The organism is Rhodococcus koreensis (genome assembly GCF_017068375.1).
Classification (GTDB): domain Bacteria; phylum Actinomycetota; class Actinomycetes; order Mycobacteriales; family Mycobacteriaceae; genus Rhodococcus_F; species Rhodococcus_F koreensis.
Genome location: NZ_CP070609.1, coordinates 54567 through 81210 on the forward strand (window position 1 = coordinate 54567; position 26644 = coordinate 81210).

Here is a 26644-nt window from a genome sequence, read left to right on the forward strand (position 1 = left end):
GTGACGTCCCCGCACCGGCGGTGCCCTATCGAGTGAGGAAGTAATGCGACCCCTACGTTCCCTCCAGTTCGTGCCAGCTCATCGTGAGGGCTGGGCGCAGAAGGCAGTGCGGGCCGGCGCCGACGCCGTGATCCTCGATCTCGAGGATTCGGTTCCCGAGCCGAGCAAAGCCGATGCCCGTGCGCTGGCAGCCGAGACGATCGACACCCTGCGACGCGAGCACCCCGAGGTGACGGTGCTGGTGCGCCCGAACCCACTCGACACGGACCATTTCGGCCGAGATCTCGCGGCCGTGGTGCGCGCGGGACTCGACGGGTTGCTGTTGCCGAAGGTGTACGGAGCCCGTGAGGTCCTCGACTTCGCGGCATTGCTCGAGCACTTCGAGATCGAGGCCGCCCTGATCCGTGGCAGCGTCGAGGTGATCCCCACCCTCGAGACCGCGAAGTCGCTGGTGAACTGCGAGGCGATCGCCGCCGCGCATCCGCGGGTCGCGTCGCTGATGGTGGCCGCCGCCCGCGATGCCGACGTCTCGCGCGAGGTCGGTTTCGAGTGGACCGCTGATGGCCTCGAGACCCTGCATTACCGCAGCAAGGCGGTGCTCGCCTGCCGTGCCGCCGGATTGGCCCACCCCATCGTGGGGCTGTGGCAGGAGATCGCCGATCTGGACGGTTTGCGCCGATTCGCCGAGGGCAACCGTCGGCTCGGCTTTACCGGCCAGGTCCTCATCCACCCCTCGCACATCGAGACAGTCAACGACGTCTACGCCCCGGACCCGAAGGTCGTCGACCGCTTCCGGCGCATGATCGAGGCTTTCGAACAGGCCCAGGCGAAGGGCCAGGCCGCCGCCCTCTTCGAGGGCGAACACGTTGATATCGCGCACGTCAAGACCGCCCGCGGCGTGGTCGCCCTCGCCGAATCCATCAGTTCGCATTAACCGCAACAACCTCGTAAGGAACCGACAATGAGTGGACTGTACTTCGAAGAACTCGAGCCCGAGCTCGTCATCAAGCACGCGGTGACCCGAACTGTCACCGAGACCGACAATCTGCTGTTCACGACGCTCACCTTGAACGTCCAGCCCCTGCATCTCGACGCCGAGTTCGCCAAGAACAGCATGTACGGCGAGCGTATCGTCAATAGCGTCTTCACCCTCGGCGTCGTGGTCGGCATCCCGGTGCAGGAAACCACCCTCGGAACCACCCTGGGCAATCTCGGATTCGAGGAGATCGCCTTCCCGGCACCGGTGCTGATCGGTGACACCCTTCGGGTCGAGACCCAGATCCTGTCTCGACGTGAGTCGAAGTCGCGCCCCGACACCGGCATCGTCCGGTTCGAGCATCGCGGCTTCAACCAGAAGGACAAGTTGGTTTGCCGCGTGCAGCGGTCCGGCCTGATGCTCAAGAAGCCCGCCGAGGTCGCTGTCTCATGAGGCTGGCCACGCTGCGCCTGAACGGATCGACCTCCGCCGCACGGATCGACGGCGAGACTGCGGTGCTGATCGAGCCCTATCCCAGCCTCTCGGATCTGCTGCGCGACCCGCACTGGCAGCGCATCGCCACCGAGGCAGCCGGGCAGGTCGTCGACCTCGGTGCCGTGGAGTACGCGCCCGTGGTTCCGCACCCGACGAAGATCGTGTGCGTGGGCCTGAACTATGCGAATCACATCGAGGAGATGGGACGCGAACTCCCCCGCTACCCGACCTTGTTCGCCAAGTTTCCCGAAGCACTCATCGGCGCCTACGACGACATCCACGTCCCGGCCTACGCCGATCAACAGGTCGACTGGGAAGGGGAGCTCGCCGTAGTCATCGGCAAGACGGCGAGAACGGTACTGGCCGACGACGCCGGCGAGTACATCGCCGGCTTCGCGGTCGCTAACGATGTCACCATGCGCGACTACCAGTATCGAACGCCGCAGTGGCTGCAGGGCAAGACCTTCGAAGGAACCTGCCCGCTCGGTCCGACGCTGGTGACCCCGGACGAGTTTTCACTCGGCGCCCCACTGACCACCCACGTCGACGGCGCCACCGTCCAGTCGGACTCGACCGGCGACCTGGTGTTCACCCCCGCCCGATTGATCGAGTACATCTCCCACATCGTCACCCTGCAGGCCGGGGACGTGCTCTTGACCGGTACCCCCGGCGGGGTCGGCCACCCGACCGGAACACATCTGTCCGACGGCCAGGCGCTCACCACGGAGATCACCGGCCTGGGCACACTGCACAACACTGTGCGCGTTGCCGCTCCGGTCGCGATCGGCTGACAGCCACTCGGCACTCCACAATCGAATACGACACGGCCACTAGCCCTCCCAGTCCCTCACGGACCGGTGAGGGCTAGTGGCCGTGCTCCCCGCGCGTCCTTTGATCCCTGCTGCAAGATCGCGCACGTTGGTTTCGGGTGTTCGCACGGACAGCGAATTCCACGGCCGCACGGCGCACGAGCGGTTACTCACCGACGCAACAGGGTTGGTGAGTCGACGATGGGGTGGGCCGGGCGCGGGCACAGTCCCATTGACGTGTGACGGCTACGAAGTAGCCAATTTCCCCTGGTAGCGGCATGCCGTAGATCACCCGTTGACGAATGATGTGCTCTACGCCACAATATAAAGAAACGAGCAAACGTTCGTCCGTGTCTGGTATCGAGAAGGAAAATCCATGAAAGCTCTGTCTTGTCGTCGCGCGGCCCTTGCCGGAGTTGCTTTCAGCGCAGTCCTGAGCGTTGCCGCGTGCACCGCCAGCGCCCCGGCCGAATCGAGCGGTACCTCCGGGGGTTCGACGAGCGACGGCGGCCAGGCCCTGCCTGTCGAACAACTCTGCGGCGATCGCCCGCTGAAGATCGCCCACGTCGCTGGCTTCGGCGCCAACTCCTGGCGCAAGATCACGCAGGCCGAACTCACCGACGAGCTCTCCGCGTGCCCGAACGTGACCCTCGAATACACCCAGGCCGACAACGACCTGCAGAAGTACATCACCGCGATCAACTCGTACACCGCACAGGGCTTCGATGCGATCGTCACCTACGACGACTTCGGCAGCCAGGCGCTCAGCGCCCTGAAGAACGCGCACGACTCCGGTGTCGTCGTCGTGCCCTACATCGCCGATCCCGGCGGTGAGGTCGGTGTCGACTACGACGGCTACGTCCAGTACAACTTCGACGTCGAGGGTGACACGATGGCAAAGTGGCTGGGCGGCCAGGTCCAGCCGGGCAGCAAGATGCTCTTCAGTGGCGGCCTGCCGGGTGGTAGCCCCTCGACAGTCGCCCTGTGGGACGGCATCAACGAGACCTCCAAGGAACTCGGCGATCCCTTCACCCCGCTGACCAACGAACCGCAACCGTCGAGCTGGGACGCGGCATACGAGCAGCGCGCGATGGCCGGAGCGCTGACCAAGTACCCCCAGATCGACGCTCTGGCATCGGATTACGGTGTCGCGTCGAAGGGCGGACTGCGCGCCTTCATCAACGCCGGCCGGCCCATCCCGCCGCTGGCGACGTCGGCGACCGATAACGAACTCGGCTGCATGTGGTTGCAGCACCACCAGGCCAACCCGGATTTCCAGTTGCTGACCCTCGACGGCACCACGACCGTCGTGCGCATCGCCGCCCGCAAGGCATTGGCCGCGCTCAACGGACAGCCCGACAACGAGCCGGAGAACTTCGAACTGCCGACATTCGTCGACACCCTGGGCGGCAAGCTCCCGACCTGCCGCGAGGACCTGCCGCCGGACGCCGACCTGTCCTCGGCGCTCTCGCCCGAGCAGCTCTCGGCCGTCTTCAAGTAACGGCTGGACACGAGGGACGAGGAGTGGTGAACAATGACTCAGCAAGACATCGTCGAGGATGTGATGTACGTGAGTGACGTACAGGTTCAGGAAGATCCGGTCCACCAGATCGCCGATCAGGACATCGTCCTGCGGCTGGACTCGGTGGACAAGAAGTATCCGGGCGTCCACGCAATCAAGGGTGTCTCGCTCACCGTCCGGCGCGGCGAGATCCATGCGCTGGTCGGCCAGAACGGGGCTGGGAAGTCCACCCTCGTCGGCATTGCGGCCGGTTCGATCACCGCAGATTCGGGGACGGTGGAGATCGGTGGCGTCGCCGCCACCGACCCGTCCCCGGCCTGGTGCCGGGAGCAGGGGCTCGCCATCGTCTACCAGGAGCCGGCGCTTCTTCCGGATCTGACGGTGGCCGAGAACATGCGCCTGAGCATGCCCGAAGACCGCCGCCCTTCGGTCGGCGAACAGGTCGGCTGGGCGGAAGGCATCCTCTCGCGGTGGAGCAGTGTGGCCTCGATCGATCCGCGCACTCCGGTGCGCGAGTTGCAGCCCGACGCGCGGTTCGTCGTCGAGATTGCGAAGGCCCTGGCGGAAGAGCCCAAGGTCATCGTTCTCGACGAACCCACCGAGCATCTGCTGCCGCCCGCGGTGGCAGAGTTGTTCCGCCTGGTGTCGGAGTTGATCGACGCCGGTGGCGCGGTCGTGTACATCTCGCATCGGCTCAACGAGGTCAAGCAGATCGCCCACACCGTGTCGGTGCTGCGCGACGGCGCGCTGGTCGGGACGTTCGACGGCGCCGAGGTAACCGAGCAGGACGTGGTCAACCTCGTCGTCGGCCGCGAGCTCACCCGCGCGCACACCCGCGCCGAGACCCGCACGACCGCACTCGGTGACACCTTGCTGGAGGTCACCGGATTCTCCGGTGACGGGTTCGACGACCTGGACCTGACGGTCCGGGCCGGCGAGATCGTCGGGTTCGCCGGTGTCGAGGGGCAGGGACAGCGCGAGGTCCTGCGTGCGCTCGGCGGCCTGGTCGCCGGGCGCGGCACCATCGAACTCGGCGGTCGGGCGGTCAAGACGTCCAGTCCGACCGCGGCACTGGCCGGGGGCATCGCCTACCTTCCGCACGACCGGCACCACGAGGGCATTCTGCCGGGTCTGAGCCTGCGGGAGAACGCCTCGCTGTCGTCGCTGGGGCGCTTGTCCCGCCTCGGCGTGCTCTCGCGCCTGCGCGAGCGCAAGGCCACGTCCGAAACGTTCGCGTCGATGCGGGTCAAGGCGCCCTCCGCCGAGGTCGATATCGCCACCCTCTCGGGCGGAAACCAGCAGAAGGTCGTGCTCAGCCGAGTTCTGATGACCGAGTCGAAGCTGATTCTGGCCGACGAGCCCACCCAGGGTGTCGACATCGGTGCCCGCGAGGAGATCTACACCATCCTGCGGGAGGCGGCGGCCCGCGGCGCGGCGATCATCGTGCTCTCCTCCTCTGCTGCTGAACTCGAGCAGCTCTGCGATCGGGTCATCGTCTTCTCCCGTGGCAAGGCCGCGAAGGAACTCGTCGGAGACGACCTGTCCGAGCACGGCATCGCCCAGGCCGCACTCAGTGCCACCGGCAGTCGCAGTCGCGTCGGCACCGCGCTGCGGAAAGTCACCCTCGGTCGGAAGCTGGCCCGCAACGACCTCACTCCCGCCGCTATTCTCGCGATCGCGACCATCCTGCTCGCGGGTGTGGCGATCAGCCAGAGCGAGTTCTACCTCACCTCACGCAATTTCGGGCTGATCTTGCCGCTGCTGGCCACCTTGGCGTTCTTCGCGATGGCCCAGCAGGTGGTGATGATGGTCGGGGGCATCGACCTGTCGGTCGGGCCGCTGGCAGGCCTGCTGGTAGTGGTCGGCTCGTTCGTCCTGTCGGCGTACAAGACGCCGATCGGGATGATCATCGGGCTGATCGTGCTCGCACTCGTGGCCGCGGTCGTCGGTCTGGTCAACTGGACCTTGGCGGTGGTCGTCAAGATCAACCCCCTGATCGCCACCCTGGTGACCTATACCGCGATCCAGGGCATCGCATACCTGCTGCGACCGTTGCCCGCGGGCAAGATCGACCCGATCTTCCTGTCGTACGCGTCCACCAAGCTCGGATTCATCCCGATCATGATCGTCTTGGCGATCGTCGTCGCGGTGCTGCTCGAGTTCGCGATGTACCGGACCCTGTTCGGTATCCGCCTGCGCGCCACCGGATCCGCGCATGCAACCGCAGATCGGATCGGTGTGCGCACCAAGCGGATCACTCTGATCGCGTACGTAGGCTGCTCGGTGCTCGTCGTCCCGGCGGCCGTGCTGCTGATGGCGCAGGCCGGTACCGGAAATGCCAGCATCGGCGACAGCTACACGCTCGCGAGCATCGGCGCCGCGGTACTCGGTGGCGCCTCGATCTTCGGTGGGCGTGGCTCGTTCATCGGTGCCTGCCTCGGCGCGGTGCTGGTGATCCAGATCAACACGGTCGTCCAGTTCATCGGCTTGCCGCTGTACTGGCAGCAGTGGCTGCTCGGCGGTCTGACCATCGCCGCGGCCGCCTTCTACTCCAAGTCCCGAACCCTCGCAGAGCGGAGCTGACGCCGTGAGCGCAATGCACGCACCACAAGCACTCCCGGACACCGAACCGAAGAACTCCGGTTCTCGCCGCTGGACGCCGACCTGGAACGGCACCAGCTCGGTCATCGCGATCACCGTGGCCCTGTTCGGTTTCAGCTGGCTCATCGCACCCGGCAGCGTCTCCGGCAGCGCGATCGACTCGCTGCTCCCCTTCGCCGGGATCCTGGCGATCGCCGCGATCGGGCAGACCATCGTCGTCATGCTCAAGGGCATCGACCTGTCACTGCCTGGCATGATGACGATGGCCGCCCTGGTCAGCAGCCAGTACGCCCAGGACCACGGCAGCATCCTCACCGCGTTGCTCATCGTCGCCGCCATCGCCGTCGTCGTCGGCCTGGTCAACGGCATCGTCGTCTCGGCCTTCTCGGTGACCCCGCTGGTGGCCACCCTGGCAGTCAACGCCGTCCTGATGGGCGCCGCCCTGGCCTACTCCGGAGGAACCCCGACCCGCGCCCCACAGAGCGTGTCCGACTTCGCACTGGAAAAGACGATCGGTGTCTCCAACACGGTGTGGCTCGCGATCGCGCTGATGATCGTGACCGTCTTCGCGACCGGCCGCACCGCCTGGGGACGCCGGGTGATCGCCGTCGGGTCGAACGAGCGCACCGCCCACGCCGCGGGCGTGCGCACCGCGCGGATCAAGATCAGCGGATACGTCGCCGCCGCGCTGTGCTACAGCGGTGCCGGGGTATTGCTGGCCGGGTACGTGAGCACACCGAACACCAACGCCGGCACCAGCTACCTTTTGCCGGCCATCGCGGCGGTCGTCGTCGGCGGCACCGCCCTCACCGGTGGCCGCGGCAACATCATCGGCACGGCCGTCGGGGCCCTGTTCCTGAGCCAGCTCACCCAGCTGGTGCTCTCCCTCGGCGCACCGTCCTCCACCCAGTTCCTCGTCCAGGCCGTGGTCATCGCCGTCGCGGTGGGAGCACAGCAATTGGACCTGCGCCACATTCTCCACCGTCTGATTCCCGGAAAGGAACATTCATGACGAACATCGGTCAGCGACTGAACGGCAAGGTGGCGTTCGTGACCGGCGCCGCCCGCGGCCAAGGCCGGTCGCACGCCCTCACCCTCGCGGGCGAAGGCGCGGACCTCATCCTGCTCGACTCGGTACGCCCGATCGACCAGGTCAGCTACGCAATGCCCGAGCATGCCGACCTGAAGGAGACCGCGCGCCTGGTCGAGGAACGGGGCCGTCGAGCCGTGGTGATCGAAGCCGACGTCCGCGACGAGTCGATGATCGACGCGGTCGCCGACGCCGCCGCCGAGCTGGGACGACTCGACATCGTCGTCGCCAACGCCGGCGTGCTCGGAGCAGCCAAACCCTCCTGGGAGCTCACTCGCGCCGAATGGGACACCCTGATCGACATCAACCTCACCGGTGTCTGGCAGACGATGAAGGCGGCGTTGCCGCACATCATCGCCGGTGGTCACGGCGGTTCGGTCATCGCGATCAGTTCCATCGCCGGTATCCGCGGAGTCCCGCACGTGGCGCACTACAGCGCCGCCAAGCACGCCCTGGTCGGACTGGTCGGCTCGGTCGCGAACGAGGTGGCGCCGCACAACATCCGCGTCAACACGGTGCATCCGACCAACGCTCGCACCGACATGATCGACAACCCGACGGCGGCGAAGATCTTCCGGCCGGACCTCGAGAACCCGACCCTCGACGACGGGATCGACGTTCTCGGGCGGATCAACCTGCTTCCGGTGCCGTGGGTGGACTCCGCCGACATCTCCGAGGCCGTCCTGTGGCTGGCCAGTGACGAGTCACGGTATGTGACCGGCACCGCGCTTCCCGTCGATGCCGGAATGCTCGCAAAGTACCCCGGCTGACACCTCACTTCCCTCCAAAGACCCCCACAGAGAAGGAAACTCAAATGACAGTTAATGGTGGACCGGTCCGCACGATCGCACTGATCGGACGCAAGCCGGGTATGTCGTTCGCCCAGTTCGACGAGTACTGGCGGGAAAAGCACGCCCCGCTCGCCGCGCAGGTGCCCGGTGTGATCCGCTACGTGCAGCGGCACGTCGTTCCGCAGGAAGGTGCCACCGAACCCGACAACGGATTCGGGATCGACGGTCTGGCCGTTCTCGACTACGAGAGCGCCGAGGCGATGGAAGCCGGTTGGGCGTCCGAGGCCGGTCAGGCGGCCCTGGCAGATGTCGAGAACTTCATCGGCAAGCACTACGTCGTGGTCCTCGAGGACCACGTCGTCGTCGGCGACGCCTGAATCCGTCGGCGTCCCTTACACGCAGACACTTCAGTTAGGAGCCCGTCATGGATGTGGGCGTAGTTTACTTCTTCACCGATCAGGGTCCGGACCCCATCGAGTTCGGGCAGGCCGCGGAAGGGTACGGATTCGAGTCCCTGTTCGTGCCCGAACACACGCATTTCCCGGTGTCCCGGAAAACCGACTACCCGATCCCCTATGGCGGGCCCGAGCTGCCCGGGTTCTACCTGCGCACCTATGACCAGATCGTCACGATGTCGATGATCGCCGCACACACGCAGACGATCATGCTCGGGACCGGCATCTGCCTGCTCGCCCAGCACGATCCGATCGCCAAAGCCAAGCAGATCGCCACCCTCGACCACCTTTCCGGTGGGCGCGTCATCTGCGGCGTCGGAATGGGGTGGAACGTCGAGGAGGCCGAGGCACACGGCGTCGTGTGGAAGCAGCGCTATTCGACCGTACGCGACAAGCTCAAGGTCATGCAGGCCCTGTGGACCCAGGAGGAGGCGAGTTACGACGGGCAGCGGGCGTCCCTCGCCCCCTCCTGGGCGTGGCCCAAACCCGCGCAACCGAATGGTCCACGCACCTACCTCGGCGGCGCCGGTCCGACCACGATGCGGCACGCCGCCGAGTGGGCCGACGCCTGGTACGTCGTGCCCCCACCGGAGGATCCGACTCTGTCGAAGACAGTGTCCGAGTTCCGCAGGGTCGTCGAGGAGTCCGGTCGTGATCCCGAATCGGTTGGAATCGCGGTGGCCTCGGCGCCGCCGGATCCTGCAGCACTCGAGAGCTATCGAGAATTGGGGATCGAACGGGCGGTGCTGTGGGTCGATCCGGCAGATGACCCGGGCGAGGGCATGCGCAACCTCGAGACGGTCTCCAAGGTCCTCGCACAGATCTCCTGACAAACCTTCCAGAACTCAACCCTCACAGGAGGACTCGAACCCATGAACACCACTACCGCGGACGTGAGTGTCGCCGAGCTCGCCGAGCGACTGACACGGCTCGAAGACGTCCGCGCAATCGAACAGCTCAAGTACCGCTACGCCGGCTTCTGCGACAACGGCTACGACCCGGAGGGCATCGCCGGCCTGTTCGTCAAAGACGGCCGGTGGGTCGTGGACGGCGAGGGTGGATCCATGACCGGCCACGAGGAGATCAAGGCGCACTTCCGGGCGTTGTCGGACAAGATCACCTGGGCTCTGCACTACATGATCGCCCCACGTGTGGAGCTCGCCGACGACGGCCAGAGCGCAACCGGATACTTCTACCTGCTGTGCCTGTGCACCATCGAGAACAGCCAGGACGCCACCAAGAAGGACCCGGTCATCCTGACGATCAACTACACCGATCAGTTCGTCAAGCGCGACGGCACCTGGTATTTCCAGGAACTGCGTGGACGCACCCACCAGGTATCCAATTGGGACCAGGGCTGGGTCAAGCAGCCCTTCCGCGACTGAGGCTGCGGCACCCATTCGGCCGCTCCAGCTCTCCCGAGCGAGGCCGGGCGGTCCGTGCGGGGCTACGGAGTCACCTCCGTAGCCCCGCAGCACATCCGCGACGGATGTGGCACACCACCCTATCCACCGGTCCGCTCCTTCCATCCAGTCGACGGCGGGCCTTACGCTTTGCTGTCGGCCGCGGTCGCGGCTGATCACGCAGTGCAGCGCATTCGAAAGTTATCTCCATGCAGCCCAGTCGATTCGGCAGAGTAGCGTCGACTGATGTCGACGCTCAGGTCGAGCGTTACAAGCGACTGCGGCGCAAGAAGCGGGACGGCGAACGTAGGAGGACGCGTCCTCGGAGGAAACCCGATGCGCACGCGATGGTTCGTGTGGCGCTGGCACGGCTGCCCTACGGCGGCGTTCCGGCCGATGAACTACTGGTGCACTTCGGACTGAGAGAAGAGATCAGTTCGTCGCCGCACTCTGGCAGATCATGGCCGACGGTGACTGTGCTCGAGAGGATGCGCGGGAGATAGCCGAGCATTACCCGCGGTCGAAGAACACCTGAGGAGAGCCGAGGCCGCACCGATCCGGTGCGTGGCGGCATGGGCGGCCGGTGCGACAGGTGGCTGTGTATTCAATTCCTAGACATACCCTGGGGAGGAAATTGTGATCGAAACTGCCAGCGGGACCGGGACTCGTCTTGCCGATCGGACGGCGGTGATCACCGGCGGCGCGTCGGGTATCGGCCGGGCGAGCGCTCTACGATTCGCGTCCGAGGGTGCCGAGGTTATCGTATGGGACCTCGATCCGGTCGGGATCGACGCCGTGGTCACCGAGATCCGCCAGGAGGGCGGACGGGCCCACGGGGTAGCGGTCGATATCTCCGACGCGTCGGCGGTGGCAGCAGCGGCCGCCGAGACTGCGGCTGTTGTGGGAGAGGTGACGGTGCTGATGAACAACGCCGGTGTGCTCGACGATTACGCCCCGATTCTTGACACCGACGAGGCGCTGTGGGACCGCACCGTCGGCGTCAACCTCAAGGGCATGTTCCTGGTGACCCGCGCGGTGTTGCCGTCGATGCTTGCCGCTGACGGCGGGTCGATCGTCAACACCGCCTCGGTCGCCGCGTTCATCGCCGGTGGAGGTGGTACCGCGTACACCAGTTCCAAGCATGGTGTCGTTGGGTTCACCCGACAGATGTCGTTCGACTACGCCCACCAGAATGTGCGGGTGAACGCGATCGCGCCTGGTGCGGTGGAAACCGGGATGTCCAAGGACATCTTGTGCAACGAGGATCTTCCGGTCGTCGAGGCACTGCGTAGTGCGCCGTCGGGCCGGCACTCGCAGCCCGAGGAGCTGGCGAACGTCGCGCTGTTCCTGGTCAGCGACGAGGCGAGCTTCGTGCACGGCGCGGTCTACGTCGCGGACGGCGGCTGGACCGTCCGCTGACGCTTCTTCGACGATAAGGGGGCTCGGACCGGATCGCGGTCCGAGCCCCCTTATGTCGCCGGTGCTCGTCCCCGTCGTGCGAAGGGCATCTCGGGTGTTTCGAGCGCGGCCCCGCGGAGTGCGCGGGAGTGCTCTCCGGCTCCGATGCGCCGCCGTGGTGTGAACCGTCCGGAACCGGAGAGCGTTTGGGAGCCGACCCACGAGGATGGCGCTACGGCTGGTAGGCGTCCGCGCGGGTCGGCGATCAGGGGTGGAGTGCCGGTCTACAGCCGGGAGCGGCGGGCGCACTCCACGCTCAGCAGGCCGAGGGCTCCGATGGTGACCATGGCGTAGGTGGCGCTGCCGGTGGTGTCGATGATCAGTCCCAGCATCGGGGCGGCCAGCACGGCGCCGACATTGCTGACGGTGACGATGAGTCCACTCGTCTGGTAGTTCGCCTGCGGCTGAGACAGTTCCGCCGCCCACGCCCAGTAGGTGCCACCATACAGCGAGGCTGCCAGGAACATCATGCACAGGTATATGCCGAGAGTGCTCGCGGGAATCCCGGGCAGAGCGACCACCATGACACCGGCCAGACCGGCACCGATCATGTTCGTCTGGAATCGTTCGCCGCGGAAGAGCCGGTCCGACATCAGCCCGCCGATGGGGGCGGCGACGAGTTTGAACATGAAGGTGACGCCGATGATCGCCGAGGCTTCGAGCAGCGTCATGCCGCGGTCTTGTTCGAGGAACAAAGGCAGGGCGTAGGAAAGCCCGTAGAGGGTGATCGCCTGCCTGCCCCGTACAGCGAGGACCACCACACACGGGAGCTGCGGAGCGCCTCGGCGAGCGATCCCGGTTTGGGCAGCGCGTCGAAACGGGTCGAGTGCGGGCGCCGGAGTCCGACAGGTTCGGCAACGAGGGCGTCCCTCGAGGGCACACCGGGGTGGGCCTTGTGGAAGTCCTTGACGGTGAGCACGAACAACGCACCGCAGGCGACGCTCGGGACCACGGTCAGCCACATCGAGGCGATCTCCCACGACATGCCGCTGTCGGTCAGCAGCGGTCCGGCGAACGAGGTGATGGAGAAGCCGACGCCGAGGAAGCCCATCAACAGGCCGGTCGCGAAACCGCGACGGTTCTTCGGGAACCACAAGGATGCGTGGTTGGCCAGGGACGCATTCATCACGCCGCCGCAGCAGCCCAGGAGCAGACGCAGGACGAGCATGCCGGTGTAGACTCGCCGACCACCGGGATCAATAGCGCCGAAACGGCGTTGCAGAGCAGGCCGATGACGACGATCTTCTTCACTCCGATACGGGCGGCCCACTTGCCGGCGAAGACCGGAACCACGCAGAACGTGAGCATCGATGCGGTGGTGAGCAACGACAGTTGGGTGGCGTTGATTCCCCAGTCGTCCTGGATGACCGTGCCGAACACGGCGACCGTGTTCAGGCCGATGAAGCAGCACATGAAACACAGCAGGCTGACCAGCAGGACCCACCAACTGTAGAGGGGCGCGCGCGTGTAGGTCACACGCCCGCCGGTGAGCGTCGATGTTGTCATGACGTGGCTCCTGGTATCTGGATTCTCCGCCGACAAGGCAGGAGGCGTCTTCGGGTGGGTGCGGTGAACCGAAGTGCACACGGCACGCGGAGGATTCGACCGTCAATTGCAGTCGGAACAGTGCAGGCTGTGGCGCAAGATGGGACCACAACTCAAGAAACGAACGTACGTATGTTAGTTCAGTCTCGGTTGCCGTGTCAACGATCACAACGAGAGCCGGTGCCGAACAAACCCCGCAGCGTCCAAGTAGTGAGGTCGAAGCGGCTTCGGCCACAGAACACGCACACGCCCGGCTGGTGCACCAGCCGGGCGTGTGCGAGGGCTTCGAAAGGTGTCAGGCGAGCGAGACGGTGACCGCCTTGCTCTGCAGGTAGCCGTCGAGGGCTTCGCCGCCCATCTCCTTGCCCCAACCGGACTGCTTGAATCCGCCGAACGGCAGCGCGGCGTCGAAGACGTTGTAGCAGTTGACCCATACCGCGCCGGCGTTGACCGCCTCGGCGAAGCGGTGGGCGCGACCGACGTTGCTCGTCCACACTCCGGCCGCCAGACCGTAGGTGGTGTCGTTCGCGCGGCGCAATACCTCGGCTTCGTCGTCGAATGGCATCAGCGAAACCACCGGGCCGAAGATCTCTTCCCGGGCGATGGTCATGTCGTCGTCGACCCCGCCGAGCACGGTCGGCTCGAGGTAGTAACCGGGCTCGCGGGTCTGGGCACCACCGGCGATGATCTCGGCTCCGTCACTGAGCGCGCCCTCGACGAAGTTCTTGACCTTGGAGCGGTGCTGGTCGGAGATCATCGGTCCGACCAGGACGCCGCGCTCGGCACTGGGGCCGATCTTGATGTCCGGCACCTTGGCGGCGATGCGGGTCTGGACCTCGTCGTAGACGTTGCGCTGCACATACAGTCGCGATCCGGCCGTGCAGGCCTCACCCTGTGCATAGAGGACGGCACCGAGCACTCCGTCGACGGCGATGTCGAGATCGGCGTCGTCGTAGATGACATTGGGGGATTTGCCGCCGAGTTCGAGGGTCAGCTTGCTGAGGTTCGATGCGGCCGCGACGACGATCCTTTTGCCGGTCTCGACCGAGCCGGTGAACGCGACCTTGTCGACCTGCGGGTGACCGGCCAGTGGAGCTCCGGCGTCGGCGCCCGTTCCGGTGATCACGTTGACTACTCCGTCGGGCACACCGGCTTCGACTGCCAATTCCGCCAGACGCAGCGGGGCCAGGGAGGCGAGTTCGGCGGGTTTGAGCACCACGGTGCATCCGGCGGCCAGCGCCGGGGCGAGCTTCCAGACCGCGGCGAGTGCGGCGCCGTTCCAGGGGATGATCTGGGCGACGACGCCGACCGGCTGCCGCCGGGTGTAGGAGAAGAAGTCTCCGGGGTTCTGCCGCGACAGCGGGATGGTGCGTCCCTCGAGCTTGGTGGTCCATCCGGCCATGTAGCGCAGCAGGTCGGCCATGTTCGGCAGGTCGATGTCGCGGATGAACGCGTAGGGCTTTCCGCAGTCCTGGGTGTCGATGAGGGCGATCTCGTCCGCGTTGGCCTCGATGAGGTCCGCGAAGCGGTGCAGGATCCGGGCGCGGGCCTCGGCCGGCATCCGCCGCCACGGGCCGTCGTCGAATGCACGGCGTGCGGCCTGCACCGCCAGTTCGACGTCGCGCGGGCCGCCTGCGGCGATCTCGGCGAGCTTTTCTCCGGTCGACGGGTTGAAGACGTCGACCGTGCCGCCGTCGACCGGATCCACCCACTTACCGTCGATCAGCAGTTGATGACGGCTGGGGCTGGTCTCGGACATCTTTTCTCCTTCAGGTAGAGCTGCTCGGCGAACACACGAACGCTGGCGGCGATGATGCGGCCGTGGGTGCCGCCCGGTGCGTGCGGAAGTCTCTGCACCCGGCACGCTTACCACATACGAACGATTGTTTTCTTACGGTACCGGGTGGGCACCCGTCCATGTCAACGATCGCGCCCACCAGGAGATCAGGGGATGTTGCCGCGGTAGCGGGCCGACTGGTATGGGGTCGGCCAGTCGAGCGTGTCCTCGACGCCGAGCTCCTTAGCCGCCTTGAGCGGCCACATCGGCTCGCGCAGCAGGTTCCGTCCGACGAAGACAGCATCGGCGGCTCCGTCGACGAGGACCTGCTCGGCCTGGGAGGAGTCGGTGATCAGCCCGACGGCCGCGACCGGAAGGGATGTTTCGTTGCGAATCCGGCGAGCGAACGGCACCTGGTATCCCGGTCCGACGGTGATCTTCTGCTCCGGGGTCAGGCCGCCGCTGGAGACGTCGACGAGGTCGATCCCGGAGCCCTCGAGCGCGCGGATCAGCGCGACGCTGTCGTCGACGTCCCAGCCGTCCTCGGCCCAGTCGGTGGCGGAGATCCGGAGCAACAGCGGCAACTCCTCCGGCCAGACCGCGCGGACCGCGGCGATGATCTCCCGCAGCAGCCGGGCGCGGCGGTCGGGGTCTCCGCCGTAGTCGTCGGTGCGCCGGTTGGTGATCGGGGACAGGAACTGGTGGAGCAGATAACCGTGTGCGGCATGGATCTCGACGACCCGGAATCCCGCGGCCAGGGCACGGGCGGCGGCGTCGGCGAAGTCGGTGACCACCTTCGCGATGTCGGCCACGGTCATCTCACGCGGCACGGCCTGCTCTCCCCAGGCCGTCGCCGACGGACCGACCGTCTCCCAGCCGCCCTCGCTGATCGGGACGGTCCCGTCGCCCTCCCAGGGAACCTGCGCGGAGGCCTTGCGGCCGGCGTGCGCGAGTTGGATACCGGGGATCGATCCGTGCTCGGTGACGAACCGGTTGATGCGGGAAAACGCGTCGAGCTGCGTGTCGTTCCACAGCCCGGTGCACTTGGGGCTGATCCGCCCTTCCGGGCTGACCCCGGTCGCCTCGGTGAGGACCAGGCCGGCCTTCCCCTTGGCGAACGAGCCGAGGTGCACCAGATGCCAGTCGTCGGGTATGCCGTCGTCGGCGGAGAACTGGCACATCGGCGCCACCCAGAGGCGGTTCCGGAAGGTCACACCGCGCAGGGTCAGCGGCGAGAACAGCCGCGTGCGATGAATGGTGGGTTGAGACAACACGAACTCCTCAGCTCGGGTGGTGCGGCTATTCCAGCGTGGAGCCGGCGTTCGGCCCCTCGAGGAACTTGTTGGGGGTCAGGAAGAAACACAGCACGAGGGCCCCGTTCGGCGCCGAGGCGCGGTGCTGGTTGCCCTGCGGGCGCCATGAGAAGTTCCCGACGGTGGTCTCGCCTTCCTCGTCGACGATGCTGCCTTCGAGCACCCAGGTCTGCTCGATCCGGACGTGCTCGTGCAGCGGCAGGACCGATCCGGGCTGCCAGCGGAACAGGGCGGTGAGCAGACCGCTCTCCTCATCCTTGAGCAGCACCTTGATATCGATGCCCTCGTACCCGGAGGGGCGCCAGGGCAGGGCGTCGACGTCGACGTAGCGCGAGGCCAGCGGCGGAAGTGCGTTGAGTTCGTCGGCGAAGGGGGTGATCGCGGGCATGATGGTGTCCTTCTGTGTTGTGGTGTGCGGGTGCGTGAGTCAGAACGACCGCGGCAATCCCAGGTACTTCTCACCGATGTGGTTGCGGAGCATTTCGTTGGTCAGTGGGGCGAAGGTGTAGAGGCGGGCATCGCGGAACAACCGCTCCATCGGGTACTCCTTGCTGAACCCGGAGCCGCCCATCAGTCGCATGCCGGCGTCGGTGACGGCGACCGCGGCATCGGAGGCGGCGACCTTGGCCATGGCGCTGAGAATGTCGGCGCGTTTCCCGGTGGCGGTGGCCTCGGCGGCCTGCAGCATCAGGGCCCGGGCCGACTCGATCGCGATGGCACCGTCGACGAGGCGGTGCTGACCGGCCTGGAAACTGCCGACCGGACGCCCGAACACCTGACGCTGCCGGCCGTAGTCGACGGCCGCTTCCAGAGCCCCTCGGGCGATCCCGAGTGCGGCGGCGGCGGCATTGAGTCGTTCACCGTTGAGAGTGCCCAGCACCTGCCGGAACCCTTGGTCGACGTGCCCGAGCACGGCGGTGGCGTCCACCTCGACGTTGTCGAAGGTGACCTCGCAGGTGTCGAGGCTGTGGATGGCGAAGGTGTCGAGTTCCCGCACGGTGATGCCGGGAGTGTCGGTGGGGACCAAGAACATGGTGATGCCGTCGATCGGCGAAGACTCCGGCGCCGAGGTCCGGGCCAGGACGATGAGATTCTTCGCGTGCTGCGGGCCGGAGATCCAGGTCTTGGCGCCGTTGAGTACCCACCGGCCGTCGCCGGACTGCTTCGCCCGGGTGCGCATGACGCGAGCGACGTCGGTGCCGCCGTCGGGTTCGGTCAGTGCGAAGGCCACCCGCTCGCGGCCGTCGAGGAGCGGGGCCAGGACGGTGCTGCGCTGCTGGTCGCTGCCGTACTCGGTGAGCAGTCCGACGCCCATGTACTGCACGACCAGGCACACCGCCATCGAGGTCGGGCCGGCGGCGAGCTCTTCGAGGACGATGATCTGATGTCGGGGGTCGGCGCCGGTGGTGCCGTCGGCCTGGGCGTCGAGTCCGATCAGCCCGGCTTCCCCGAGAGCGCGGTACAGCTCGAGGTCGAACGCGTTGGCGTCATCGAGTTCCCTGACCCGCTGCGGGGGTGCAAATCGTTCGATGATCTCGCGCACCATCTCGCGCAGGTCCGCTTGCTCCGTGGTGTCCGGCAGGGTGCCGCTTCCAATCATGGGACTCCTCCGACTCGGGGTGGCCGCGCCCTTCGGGACGCAAAGGGTGTGGTCGCCGTGCTGTGACCTGGTCACGTATCCCACGATACAAACGAACGCACGTTTTTCCAAGGTGCCAGAAGGCCCTTTCTTCCGTCTGGACAAACAAACACACGTTCGTATAACGTGTGTGATGCCCATTACAGAGGGCGTGCAGGCCGTTCGGTCCCACAACACAACCCGGCCCCGCCCTCACTCGTCGTGAACTCGCGGCACACGCGCGAAAGACGGCACCAACCACGAGAAAGGGTGACCATGCCTCCCACCGAAACCGCCGTCGACTGGAGTCGACTCTGGTCGGATCCGGCAATGCTCCGCCTGCGAGGTGACCGCCGCAGTTTCTTCACCATCGCCTGGAGCGTTTTCGCGGTGGCATTCTGCGCGCTCGTCGGCTTCGCCGCCTTCGCCCCGGAGATCATCGCCAAGCGTCCCGTCTCGGGTCTGAGCATCGGGCTGATCCTGTCCCTGGCCTACGTCGCGACCGTGATGAGCCTCGGCGCCTGGTACGTGCGCCGCGCCCGCCACTGGGACACCCTGGCCGCGGCGGCGCTCAGCACTCCCATCGCCGCTCGGGAGCGGGAGGTCACGGAAAATGTCTGACGGATTCAACACCACCGCCGTCGTCGTCACCATCTTGCTGCTGGCCACGACCTTCGTCGCGACCTACTTCGCCTCGCGCCGCACGAAGACGTCCGCGGAGTTCTGGACGGCCGGCGGCGCGATGACCGGACGCAAGAACGGCACCGCCATCGCCGGCGACTTCCTGTCCTCGGCCTCCCTGCTGGGTTATGCCGGGCTGGCCTACCTCTACGGCATGGACGGCATCGTGTACGCGATCTTCGCGTGCGGGATCTTCCTGATGGTGATGTTCCTGATCGCCGAAAAGCTCCGCAACCTGGGGCGTTTCACGTTCGCCGACGCACTCGCCACCCGGCTGCGGTCCGGTCCGGTGCGAATCGTCTCGGCGATCTCGACACTGTTCATCTGCGTCTTCTACCTGCTCGCCCAGATGGTCGCGGGCGGCGTGCTGATGGAGGCCCTCGCCGGGATCGACTTCTCCTGGGGTGTGGTGATCGCCGCGGTCCTGATGCTGACCTATGTGCTCTTCGGCGGCATGCTCGCCACCACGTGGCTGCAGATCATCAAGGCTGTCGCCCTGATGAGCGTCGTCGCGCTGCTGGTGATCCTCGTTCTCGTCCGGATCGATCCCAACCCGCTCAACATCATCGAGCAGGCGGTCTCGCAGAGTAAGTTCGGCGACCACTACCTGGCGACCGGCAACTCCTTCAAGGGACCCTGGAACATCATCTCCATGGCGGTGGCCGTGACGTTGTCCGCGGTGGGGCTGCCCCACGTGCTGATGCGGTTCTTCACCGTCCCCGACGCCATCGAGGCCCGCAAGTCCGCGATCTGGGCGATCAGCCTGATCGGCGGTTTCAACGTCCTGATCGCATTCCTCGGCATTTCCGCGCGCGCTGCCCTCGGCGCCGGCGGGGAGGCAATCGCCGGCAAGGGTGGCAATCTCGCCCTGCCTGCCTTGACCGTCTGGCTCGGCGGCGGGGACGGCTTCGCGTCCGACCTGCTGCTGGCGCTGGTGGTCGCGGTCTCGATTGCCACGCTGCTGGCGGTGTCGGCCGGCCTGGTGCTCAGCGCGTCGAGCACGATCGCTCACGACCTGTGGGCCAAGACGTTCCACCGGCCCGAACGGGAGGAGATGACGGTCGGCCGGATCGCGGCGGTGGCGTTGGTGATCGTCACCGTCGGCGCCACCCTGGCCATCGGCGGCACCCAGAACGTGACCTTCCTGGCCACGCTGGCCACCTCCACCGCGGCCAGCGCGAACTTCCCCGTCCTGATCATGACGCTGCTCTGGCGGAGGATGCGTACCCTCGGGGCCGTGGTCGGCGCATTGTCGGGTCTACTGACGGCGCTGGCGCTGATTCTGACCGGCCCGCTGGTGTGGCCGAGTCTGGCTCCGCTGCTGTCGGATTCGTTGTCGACAACAGCGCCCTTCCCGTTGGCCTTCCCGATCCTGCTGTCGGTGCCCGCCGGATTCCTCGGGTGCGTCGTGGGCAGCTACCTCAGTCGAGAGCCGGCAGATGACGCCGCCTTCGACGAACTTCAAGTGCGAGCCCTGACCGGGGCAGGTCTGGACAAGACGAAGACCCTCGCGCACTGATCCCCGCGGCGGCGTTCGACCGGAAGTTGTCATCTCCGGCCGAACGCCGCCGTGCATTCCCGATTGGTCGCCGAACTTCTCGGTCGCCGACCCCGCCTGAAGGAGAAATGTATGTCCGTCAAGATCGTTGCGCTGATCACGGCGAAGTCCGAGCTTTCTCGCGACGAGTTCCTCCGGTACTGGAACGTCGAGCACCCCCGGTACGTATGGAAGCTCCCGGAGCTCGAGCGCTACGTACAGAATCCGGCGATCGAGCATCGCACGGAATGGGCGTACGACGGGATGGCGGAGCTGTGGTTCCCGTCCGTTTCCGCAGTGGCCCAGTCGTTCTCCTCGCCGGAGGCGGACGCGGTGCGCGAGCACGAGGAAGAATTCATCGGGGACATCACTTGGTTTCTCGCCTCCGAGGCGGAGATCGTGCCGGTCTGAACGGTGCTGTCGAGGTCAGGGTTCGCGCAGAACGCCCTCCTGGGAGGCCGACGCGATGCGCGCACCCGCCTCGGTGGTGAAGTCGCAGGTGCACAGGCATCGGCCACCGGTGGCGATCGGGCTGACCTGCCGGCACAGCATCCAGTCGTTCATCGAGAACCGGCGGTGAAACCACATCGCGTGGTCGATGCTGGCACCGGCGATCACCCGGTTGCCGTACCAGGAGCGCCCGTGCGGCATCAGCGCCGGGTCGAGCAGGGTCAGGTCGCTGACATATGCCAACAGGGCAGTGTGCAGCAGCGGCTCGTCCGGGATCCTGGTGGCCGCGCGTACCCAGAACCGCTGCTCGGGATTCCGGGTGCCGGCCGCGGCCAGCGCCTCGGGGTGTTCGAGAAAGCGGAAATCGAAGGGGTGGGGTTGCGACCACCACTCCGGCAGCACCGCACTCTCGCCCTCGAGTTGCTCGTGCAGCGGCAACAGTTCGTTCGGTGCCGTCTCGGTCAGGGGCGGGGACCATTCGTGTTCAGGGCCGTCCTGCTCGGTGGCGAACGAGAGCTGCAGTGTCGCCAGCACGTCATCGCCCTGGGTGGCGGTGACGGCGCGGGCGCTGTAGGAGCGGCCGTCGCGCAGGATCGTCACCTGATAGCTGACGGGCGCATCAGGGTTCCCACCCCGCAGGAACAAGGTGTGCAGCGAATGCGGATACCGGTCCGCGGGCACGGTCGCACCGGCCGCCATCACGGCCTGGGCGAGAACCTGTCCGCCGAAGAGCCGGGGAAGTTTGCGCGCCGCGGTCGGTCCATGGAACCGGTTCACCCCGGCGGGGGTCACTCGCAGAGCGTCGACCAGCGACTCGAGTTCTTCGGCAGAGGCAATCACCGTCCGCGTCCTCTCTGTCGTCGACCCCACCGCACGGAAGCGGCGGGGACCATCGTTGACCGTTACCACATCTGACGGTACCGTAAGCGAACGTACGATTGTTTGTCTAAGCGACATGGTCCTACGAAGGCGACCCCACACCGGGGCGTCCATCGCACAGGTATTTCGAAACCCCAAGGAGTCCGGGCATGTTGTCCAAGGTCCTCGTCGCCAACCGCGGCGAAATCGCGGTCCGCATCATTCGCACCTGCGCAGAGGCCGGCATCGCCAGCGTCGCCGTGTACTCGGAGGCCGACGAGAAGGCGCTCCACGTGCGCCTGGCCGACGAGGCGGTCCTGCTCGGCGCTGCCTCGGCATCCGAGTCGTACCTGGCGATCGACAAGATCATCGAGGCCGCCAAGAGCACCGGCGCGCAGGCCGTGCACCCCGGCTACGGCTTCCTGGCCGAGAACGCCGCCTTCGCCAAGGCCGTGGAGGACGCCGGATTGATCTTCATCGGGCCCCCCTCCTCGGCGATCGAGGTGATGGGATCGAAGATCGCCGCCCGCGATCTCGCCGCGGAGGCCAACGTCCCGCAGGTCCCCGGCTCACAGAGCACCATCGCGTCCGTGGCGGACGTGATCGCGTTCGGTGACGAGCACGGCTACCCGGTGGCGATCAAGGCCACCTACGGCGGCGGCGGCCGCGGCATGCGCATGGTCGCCTCGGCCGCAGACGCCGAATCCGCGTTCGCCTCCGCCAAACAAGAATCCGCCGCCGCATTCGGCCGCGACGACGTCTACCTCGAGCGGTACCTGTCCAGCGCCCGCCACGTCGAGGTCCAGGTCTTCGCCGACACCCACGGCAACGCGGTGTGGATCGGCGACCGCGACTGCTCGGTGCAGCGCCGGCACCAGAAACTGATCGAGGAAGCACCCGCCCCCGGCCTGTCCGACGAGCTGCGCCGCGCCATGGGCGAGGCATCGGTCCGCCTGGCCCAGAAGGTCGGCTACGTCGGCGCCGGCACCGTCGAATTCCTCGTCGAGGCCGACCGGGACGCCTTCTACTTCCTGGAGATGAACACCCGCATCCAGGTCGAGCACCCGGTCACCGAGATGACCCTGGGCCTGGATCTGGTCGCCGAGCAACTCGCCGTCGCCGCCGGCGAGCCGCTGTCGATCACCGAGTCCGGCGCCGCCCCGCGCGGGCACGCGATCGAGGTCCGCGTCAACGCCGAGGACACCCGCGGCGCCCTGTTCATGCCCAGCCCCGGCCCGATCGCCACCGTGCAGGCACCGACGCGGGCCGGCGTCCGCTGGGACGGCGGCTACGAATCCGGTGACGAGGTCCAGCCGTACTACGACAGCCTGGTCGGCAAGCTCATCGTGTGGGCACCGACCCGCGACCGGGCCCTGGACCGGTTGACCCTCGCTCTGGACGAGCTGATCATCGATGGCGTGCCCACCACCGTCCCGGCCGCGCGACAGATCATTGCGCACAAGGACTTCCGTAACATCGCCATGCATACCAACTGGCTCGAGCGCGACATCGACTTCGCCTCGCTGCTGCCGCCGGTCGAGGACCTGTCCGACGCCGACGCCGACGACGAGGACACCGAGGAGATGCTGCCCCGCAACGAGGTGTGGGTCGGCGACCGTCGCTACGTCATTCCGTTCTTCACTCCCGCCGGTCCGGCCGCTGCCGCGCCCGTCGCCGAGCCGCAGGCGCGTCGCGCCGCGACCGGTGGCCCACGGAAGAAGCGGGGCGGCGGCGCCGCGGCGAGCGGTGAGGCAAAGAGCCCGATGCAGGGCACGGTCGCGCAGATCGACGTCGAGGTCGGTGCCCAGGTCGAGGCGGGGCAGGTGTTGATGGTGCTGGAGGCGATGAAAATGCAGAACCCGATCCGCGCCGCCGTGACCGGTGTCGTCGACGCCTTGCACGTCGAGGTCGGGCAGGTCGTCGCGGCCGGAGCATCCCTGGCCACCGTCGTGGCGGCAGGTGAGTGAGATGACACCACCCGTAGGGCAGCCGGTCGCGGTGGTCACCGGCGCTGGGGGCGGACTCGGAGCCGTCACCGCGGCGGTGCTCGGCGAACTCGGCCTGTCGGTGGCCTGTGTCGACATCGACGAAGTCGCTGCCAAGCGCACCGCCACCGAGCTGGGAAACAACGGGGTCACCAGTGCCGCCTACGGTGTGGACATCACCTCCGAGTCGGCGGCGAGCTCGCTGGTCGACGCGGTGCACGCCGACCTCGGCCAGGTTTCCCATCTGGTCAACATCGCCGGCATCCTGCGCCGCACCCATCTCGCCGACACCACCGCCGACTCCTGGCGGCAGGTCATGGACGTCAACGTCACCGCCCCGTTCCTGCTCACCCAGGCCTTCGCCGTCGATCTGAAGGCCGCCGAGTACGGGCGTGTGATCAACTGCGCCTCCTTCGCCGGCACCCGCGGCTACGAGTACCCCGCCTACGCCGCCTCCAAGGCCGCACTGATCAACCTGACCAGCTCCCTGATGTTCGACTTCTGGGGCACCGCGGTCACCGTGAACGCGGTCGCCCCCGGCGCGATGGTCACCCCGATGCTCGATCGCCCCGCGGCAGAGCGGATGGCGGCCAAGACCCCGACCGGACGCATCCTCGATCCCGACGACGTCGCCGCGGTCATCGGTTTCCTCGCCGGCCGCACCTCACGCGGGGTCAACGGCACCACCACCGTAATCGACGGCGGCGCCTCCCTGCTGTTCAGCTACAAGTAGTTGACCGAATCCTTCTCGTACCGAATCAATTTGGAGTTTCCGATGACTGACATCCTGGACGACACCCAGACCGCACCCGCGCGGAGCCCCCACGACGAGCTCGAGGCACGCCTGACCGCCGCTCGGCTCGGCGGCTCGGAAAAGCAGCGGCAGAAGCAGATCGATGCCGGCAAGATGCTGGTCCGCGACCGGCTCGAGTTGCTCTTCGACAACGGCTGGTCCTTCGAGGACGGCCTGCTCGCCCGCTACGACGAGGGCCTGCCCGGTGACGCCGTCGTCACCGCGGTCGGCAAGGTCGACGGCCGCGACATCGTCGTCATCGCCAACGACTACACCGTCAAGGCCGGCACCTGGGGCAAGCGGACCTTCGAGAAGATCGTCCGCGCCCAGGAACTCGCCGACTCCACCGGCACCCCGATCGTGTACCTCTTCGACTCCGCCGGCGCCCGCATCGACGAACAGTTCGAGAGCTTCGTCGGCCGCCGTGCCTGGGGCAACATCTTCTACAACCAGGTCCAGATCTCCGGTCGCGTCCCCCAGGTCTGCGCCCTGTTCGGCCCCTCCCCCGCCGGCTCCGCCTACGTGCCCGCGCTGTGCGATCTGACGATCATGGTCCGCGGTCACGCCACCGCCTATCTCGGCTCCCCGCGCCTGGCGCAGATGGTGACCGGTGAAGACGTCACCCTCGAGGAAATGGGTGGCGCGGAGATGCACTCGACCGTCTCCGGACTGTCCGACGTCCTCGTCGAGGACGACGCGGAAGCCATTGCCGCCGTGCGGGTGTGGCTGTCGTTCCTGCCGTCGAACTGGCAGCAGGAGCCTCCGATCACCGCACCGGCGAACCCGTCCGGTGCCCGGACCATCAAGGAGATCGTCCCCGAGGTCGAATCCGAGATCTTCGACATCCACGAGCTGATCGACTCCCTCGTCGACGACGCCAGCTTCTTCCCGTACAAGGACCTCTTCGCCCCGGAACTGGTCACCGGGTTCGCTCGCCTGAACGGCCAGAGCGTCGGCATCGTCGCCAACCAGCCCACCGTCAAGGGTGGAGTGATCTTCCCCGACTCCTCCGACAAGGCCGCCCGGTTCATCTGGATCTGCAACGCCTACAACATCCCGATCCTGTTCCTGGTCGACATCGCCGGCTACATGATCGGCTCCGAGGTCGAGCGGCAGGGCATCATCCGGCACGGCGCGAAGATGATCTTCGCCGTCTCCGAGGCCCGCGTCCCCCGCATCACGGTGCTGCTGCGTAAGGCGTACGGCGGCGGGTACCTCGCGATGTCCGGTGCCCCGATGCAGCCGGACGCCCTGATCGCGCTGCCGACAGCCAAGCCCGCCCTGATGGGCCCGGACGCCGCCGTCAACGGCATCCACTACAACCGCATCCAGGCCATCGAGGACCCGGAGGAGCGCGCCGCGTTCATCGCCGAGAAGCAGGCCGAGTACGCCGCCGGCATCGACGTATTCAAGATCGCCAACGAGAACGCCGTCGAAGCGGTCGTGCCCGCGAACGAGCTGCGCAACGAACTCACCCAGCGCCTGGCGCTGTACCGCAAGCGGGACCGCACCGCGCCGGCCCGCCGAAACGGAGTCACCCCGGTATGAGCACGCCGGTGCTCGCACCGCGGCGGGAAGGTCTCACCGGTGTCGTCACTGGTGCGGGCACCGGGATCGGTCGGGCCTGCCTCGAAGTGCTGGTCGACCACGGCGCCCGCGTCGACGCGTGGGATCGGAGCGACGAGGCGCTGGCAGACCTTGCCGGACGCAAGGATGTCGCGGCCCGCACCGTCGACATCACCGACGCTGCTGCGGTCGCCGCGGCGGCGGCGGCAGCGCAGAAGCAGTGGGATCGAATCGATTTCGTGGTGAACTGTGCGGGCGCCTTCCTGGTGGGACCGTTGGCCGAGGTGAACGTGGAATCGGTGCGCTCCCTGTTCGACGTGAACGTGCTCGGGACCACGATCGTCACGCAGGCGCTACTGCCCGCGCTCAAGAGCAGCAAGGGTGCAGTCGTGAATGTGGCGAGTTCGGTCGCTCTCAAGCCCACCGCCAGCAATGCGCATTACGCAGCCTCCAAGGCGGCGGTGGCGCACCTGACGCGGTGCTGGGCGCTCGAACTGGGCCCCGACGGGGTTCGAGTCAATTCCGTCGCCCCCGGCCCGACGCCCACCGCCATCTATCGGACGGCGGGGATGAGTGCCGAGCAGGAGTCGATGCTGCTGCGTGAGCGTGCGGCCACGATCCCGCTGCGCCGCGTCGGCGATCCCATCGACACCGCCAGGTGGATCGCCCGCTTCGCACTCGAAGACGACTGGACAACCGGTGTGGTGCTTCCGGTCGACGGCGGCATGTCTCTGGGATAGCGCCTCCCACCGTTCTCCTGCTGAATCCCGGACCGTCACCGACGGTCCGGGATTTCTCTCGTGCCGACCTGGCGAAAAGCGCACGATATCCCGCTGATCAGCGGCAGCGAGCGAAATCCGTCATGCCCGGCAGTCGGGCCCGGGTCCCCCGGTTCGGAGAGCGCGGTGGGAGAACGAACCA

General features: G+C 66.9%; 26 protein-coding genes. 18 read left to right on the top strand and 8 right to left on the bottom strand.

Features of this window, described 5'->3' with window-relative positions; translation table 11 throughout:
* The first annotated feature begins 43 nt into the window (after positions 1-43).
* The 11 genes from JWS14_RS00240 to JWS14_RS00290 all read left to right on the top strand — a co-directional run bounded on the left by JWS14_RS00240 (position 44) and on the right by JWS14_RS00290 (position 11561).
* A complete protein-coding gene (locus JWS14_RS00240; protein WP_206012212.1) occupies positions 44-934 on the top strand; it encodes an HpcH/HpaI aldolase/citrate lyase family protein in 891 nt (296 codons plus the stop codon).
* A 27-nt stretch (positions 935-961) separates the two neighbouring features.
* Positions 962-1429 carry a MaoC family dehydratase gene (locus JWS14_RS00245; protein ID WP_005250675.1) on the top strand — a complete coding sequence of 156 codons (468 nt, stop codon included), beginning with the start codon at positions 962-964 and terminating at the stop codon, positions 1427-1429.
* Entirely contained in the window at positions 1426-2262 is an 837-nt protein-coding gene (locus tag JWS14_RS00250) for a fumarylacetoacetate hydrolase family protein (RefSeq protein ID WP_206012213.1), read from the top strand. Before JWS14_RS00245 ends, JWS14_RS00250 begins: the two co-directional genes overlap by 4 nt.
* Positions 2263-2656: 394 nt before the next feature.
* Entirely contained in the window at positions 2657-3781 is a 1125-nt protein-coding gene (locus JWS14_RS00255; protein WP_206012214.1) for a substrate-binding domain-containing protein, read from the top strand.
* Positions 3782-3844: 63 nt separating this feature from the next.
* On the top strand, positions 3845-6385 hold the full coding sequence (locus tag JWS14_RS00260) for an ATP-binding cassette domain-containing protein (protein ID WP_206015875.1): 2541 nt from the start codon (positions 3845-3847) through the stop codon (positions 6383-6385).
* 13 nt (positions 6386-6398) lie between these two features.
* Positions 6399-7415, top strand: a complete 1017-nt coding sequence (locus tag JWS14_RS00265) for an ABC transporter permease (RefSeq protein ID WP_206015876.1) — start codon at positions 6399-6401, stop codon at positions 7413-7415.
* Positions 7412-8263 (top strand): mycofactocin-coupled SDR family oxidoreductase, encoded by an 852-nt coding sequence (locus JWS14_RS00270; protein WP_206012215.1) that lies wholly within the window; start codon positions 7412-7414, stop codon positions 8261-8263. Before JWS14_RS00265 ends, JWS14_RS00270 begins: the two co-directional genes overlap by 4 nt.
* Before the next feature lie 44 nt (positions 8264-8307).
* Positions 8308-8661 carry an EthD family reductase gene (locus JWS14_RS00275; protein ID WP_095865991.1) on the top strand — a complete coding sequence of 118 codons (354 nt, stop codon included), beginning with the start codon at positions 8308-8310 and terminating at the stop codon, positions 8659-8661.
* Positions 8662-8708: 47 nt separating this feature from the next.
* Positions 8709-9569: an LLM class F420-dependent oxidoreductase gene (locus tag JWS14_RS00280; protein ID WP_206012216.1), complete on the top strand. Its 861-nt coding sequence runs from the start codon at positions 8709-8711 to the stop codon at positions 9567-9569.
* A 42-nt stretch (positions 9570-9611) separates the two neighbouring features.
* Positions 9612-10124 carry a nuclear transport factor 2 family protein gene (locus JWS14_RS00285; RefSeq protein ID WP_206012217.1) on the top strand — a complete coding sequence of 171 codons (513 nt, stop codon included), beginning with the start codon at positions 9612-9614 and terminating at the stop codon, positions 10122-10124.
* A gap of 654 nt (positions 10125-10778) precedes the next feature.
* Complete coding sequence (locus JWS14_RS00290; protein ID WP_206012218.1) at positions 10779-11561, top strand: SDR family NAD(P)-dependent oxidoreductase; 783 nt, start codon at positions 10779-10781, stop codon at positions 11559-11561.
* A 263-nt stretch (positions 11562-11824) separates the two neighbouring features.
* On the opposite strand, the gene JWS14_RS51110 is transcribed toward JWS14_RS00290, so the two are convergent.
* The 7 genes from JWS14_RS51110 to JWS14_RS00315 all read right to left on the bottom strand — a co-directional run bounded on the left by JWS14_RS51110 (position 11825) and on the right by JWS14_RS00315 (position 17835).
* Positions 11825-12271, bottom strand: coding sequence for an MFS transporter (locus JWS14_RS51110; RefSeq protein WP_259375705.1), 447 nt, complete (start codon positions 12269-12271; stop codon positions 11825-11827).
* Complete coding sequence (locus tag JWS14_RS51115) at positions 12268-12768, bottom strand: MFS transporter (protein WP_259375706.1); 501 nt, start codon at positions 12766-12768, stop codon at positions 12268-12270. The genes JWS14_RS51110 and JWS14_RS51115 overlap by 4 nt, the downstream gene beginning before the upstream one ends.
* The gene (locus JWS14_RS51120; protein ID WP_259375707.1) at positions 12726-13106 is read right to left on the bottom strand and encodes an MFS transporter; all 381 of its coding nucleotides are present in this window, start codon (positions 13104-13106) and stop codon (positions 12726-12728) included. Before JWS14_RS51120 ends, JWS14_RS51115 begins: the two co-directional genes overlap by 43 nt.
* Positions 13107-13440: 334 nt before the next feature.
* Positions 13441-14904 (bottom strand): aldehyde dehydrogenase family protein, encoded by a 1464-nt coding sequence (locus JWS14_RS00300; protein ID WP_206012219.1) that lies wholly within the window; start codon positions 14902-14904, stop codon positions 13441-13443.
* Between the two features lie 185 nt (positions 14905-15089).
* Positions 15090-16193 (bottom strand): NADH:flavin oxidoreductase/NADH oxidase, encoded by a 1104-nt coding sequence (locus tag JWS14_RS00305; protein ID WP_206012220.1) that lies wholly within the window; start codon positions 16191-16193, stop codon positions 15090-15092.
* A gap of 28 nt (positions 16194-16221) precedes the next feature.
* Positions 16222-16623: a cupin domain-containing protein gene (locus tag JWS14_RS00310; RefSeq protein ID WP_005250650.1), complete on the bottom strand. Its 402-nt coding sequence runs from the start codon at positions 16621-16623 to the stop codon at positions 16222-16224.
* A 39-nt stretch (positions 16624-16662) separates the two neighbouring features.
* Positions 16663-17835, bottom strand: a complete 1173-nt coding sequence (locus JWS14_RS00315) for an acyl-CoA dehydrogenase family protein (RefSeq protein WP_206012221.1) — start codon at positions 17833-17835, stop codon at positions 16663-16665.
* Between the two features lie 294 nt (positions 17836-18129).
* Between JWS14_RS00315 and JWS14_RS00320 the strand changes: the two genes are divergently transcribed.
* The 3 genes from JWS14_RS00320 (at position 18130) to JWS14_RS00330 (ending at position 20482) form a co-directional block, all read left to right on the top strand.
* On the top strand, positions 18130-18474 hold the full coding sequence (locus JWS14_RS00320; RefSeq protein WP_206012222.1) for a DUF485 domain-containing protein: 345 nt from the start codon (positions 18130-18132) through the stop codon (positions 18472-18474).
* Positions 18467-20053: a solute symporter family protein gene (locus tag JWS14_RS00325; protein WP_095865997.1), complete on the top strand. Its 1587-nt coding sequence runs from the start codon at positions 18467-18469 to the stop codon at positions 20051-20053. The genes JWS14_RS00320 and JWS14_RS00325 overlap by 8 nt, the downstream gene beginning before the upstream one ends.
* Before the next feature lie 111 nt (positions 20054-20164).
* Positions 20165-20482, top strand: a complete 318-nt coding sequence (locus JWS14_RS00330) for an EthD family reductase (protein ID WP_206012223.1) — start codon at positions 20165-20167, stop codon at positions 20480-20482.
* A 15-nt stretch (positions 20483-20497) separates the two neighbouring features.
* Here JWS14_RS00330 and JWS14_RS00335 read toward each other — a convergent pair whose 3' ends face one another.
* Positions 20498-21361 carry an acyl-CoA thioesterase gene (locus tag JWS14_RS00335; RefSeq protein WP_206012224.1) on the bottom strand — a complete coding sequence of 288 codons (864 nt, stop codon included), beginning with the start codon at positions 21359-21361 and terminating at the stop codon, positions 20498-20500.
* Between the two features lie 188 nt (positions 21362-21549).
* On the opposite strand from JWS14_RS00335, the gene JWS14_RS00340 reads away from it, so the two are divergent.
* The 4 genes from JWS14_RS00340 to JWS14_RS00355 are packed head-to-tail and all read left to right on the top strand — an operon-like array spanning position 21550 to position 26463.
* Positions 21550-23346 (top strand): acetyl/propionyl/methylcrotonyl-CoA carboxylase subunit alpha, encoded by a 1797-nt coding sequence (locus JWS14_RS00340; RefSeq protein ID WP_206012225.1) that lies wholly within the window; start codon positions 21550-21552, stop codon positions 23344-23346.
* A 1-nt stretch (position 23347) separates the two neighbouring features.
* The gene (locus JWS14_RS00345; RefSeq protein ID WP_206012226.1) at positions 23348-24097 is read left to right on the top strand and encodes an SDR family NAD(P)-dependent oxidoreductase; all 750 of its coding nucleotides are present in this window, start codon (positions 23348-23350) and stop codon (positions 24095-24097) included.
* A gap of 42 nt (positions 24098-24139) precedes the next feature.
* Positions 24140-25705, top strand: coding sequence for an acyl-CoA carboxylase subunit beta (locus tag JWS14_RS00350; RefSeq protein WP_206012227.1), 1566 nt, complete (start codon positions 24140-24142; stop codon positions 25703-25705).
* Entirely contained in the window at positions 25702-26463 is a 762-nt protein-coding gene (locus tag JWS14_RS00355; protein ID WP_206012228.1) for an SDR family NAD(P)-dependent oxidoreductase, read from the top strand. The genes JWS14_RS00350 and JWS14_RS00355 overlap by 4 nt, the downstream gene beginning before the upstream one ends.
* Positions 26464-26644 lie beyond the last annotated feature (181 nt).

Coding starts and splice junctions, on each gene's coding strand:
- JWS14_RS00245 (WP_005250675.1), top strand. CDS start 962: ATGAGTGGACTGTACTTCGAAGAACTCGAGCCCGAGCTCGTCATCAAG.
- JWS14_RS00300 (WP_206012219.1), bottom strand. CDS start 14,904: ATGTCCGAGACCAGCCCCAGCCGTCATCAACTGCTGATCGACGGTAAG.
- JWS14_RS00280 (WP_206012216.1), top strand. CDS start 8,709: ATGGATGTGGGCGTAGTTTACTTCTTCACCGATCAGGGTCCGGACCCC.
- JWS14_RS00315 (WP_206012221.1), bottom strand. CDS start 17,835: ATGATTGGAAGCGGCACCCTGCCGGACACCACGGAGCAAGCGGACCTG.
- JWS14_RS00265 (WP_206015876.1), top strand. CDS start 6,399: ATGCACGCACCACAAGCACTCCCGGACACCGAACCGAAGAACTCCGGT.
- JWS14_RS00270 (WP_206012215.1), top strand. CDS start 7,412: ATGACGAACATCGGTCAGCGACTGAACGGCAAGGTGGCGTTCGTGACC.
- JWS14_RS00275 (WP_095865991.1), top strand. CDS start 8,308: ATGACAGTTAATGGTGGACCGGTCCGCACGATCGCACTGATCGGACGC.
- JWS14_RS00350 (WP_206012227.1), top strand. CDS start 24,140: ATGACTGACATCCTGGACGACACCCAGACCGCACCCGCGCGGAGCCCC.
- JWS14_RS51120 (WP_259375707.1), bottom strand. CDS start 13,106: ATGACAACATCGACGCTCACCGGCGGGCGTGTGACCTACACGCGCGCG.
- JWS14_RS00340 (WP_206012225.1), top strand. CDS start 21,550: ATGTTGTCCAAGGTCCTCGTCGCCAACCGCGGCGAAATCGCGGTCCGC.
- JWS14_RS51110 (WP_259375705.1), bottom strand. CDS start 12,271: ATGACGCTGCTCGAAGCCTCGGCGATCATCGGCGTCACCTTCATGTTC.
- JWS14_RS00330 (WP_206012223.1), top strand. CDS start 20,165: ATGTCCGTCAAGATCGTTGCGCTGATCACGGCGAAGTCCGAGCTTTCT.
- JWS14_RS00260 (WP_206015875.1), top strand. CDS start 3,845: ATGTACGTGAGTGACGTACAGGTTCAGGAAGATCCGGTCCACCAGATC.
- JWS14_RS00325 (WP_095865997.1), top strand. CDS start 18,467: ATGTCTGACGGATTCAACACCACCGCCGTCGTCGTCACCATCTTGCTG.
- JWS14_RS00355 (WP_206012228.1), top strand. CDS start 25,702: ATGAGCACGCCGGTGCTCGCACCGCGGCGGGAAGGTCTCACCGGTGTC.
- JWS14_RS00320 (WP_206012222.1), top strand. CDS start 18,130: ATGCCTCCCACCGAAACCGCCGTCGACTGGAGTCGACTCTGGTCGGAT.
- JWS14_RS00310 (WP_005250650.1), bottom strand. CDS start 16,623: ATGCCCGCGATCACCCCCTTCGCCGACGAACTCAACGCACTTCCGCCG.
- JWS14_RS00255 (WP_206012214.1), top strand. CDS start 2,657: ATGAAAGCTCTGTCTTGTCGTCGCGCGGCCCTTGCCGGAGTTGCTTTC.
- JWS14_RS00345 (WP_206012226.1), top strand. CDS start 23,348: ATGACACCACCCGTAGGGCAGCCGGTCGCGGTGGTCACCGGCGCTGGG.
- JWS14_RS00250 (WP_206012213.1), top strand. CDS start 1,426: ATGAGGCTGGCCACGCTGCGCCTGAACGGATCGACCTCCGCCGCACGG.
- JWS14_RS00240 (WP_206012212.1), top strand. CDS start 44: ATGCGACCCCTACGTTCCCTCCAGTTCGTGCCAGCTCATCGTGAGGGC.
- JWS14_RS00285 (WP_206012217.1), top strand. CDS start 9,612: ATGAACACCACTACCGCGGACGTGAGTGTCGCCGAGCTCGCCGAGCGA.
- JWS14_RS51115 (WP_259375706.1), bottom strand. CDS start 12,768: ATGCTCGTCCTGCGTCTGCTCCTGGGCTGCTGCGGCGGCGTGATGAAT.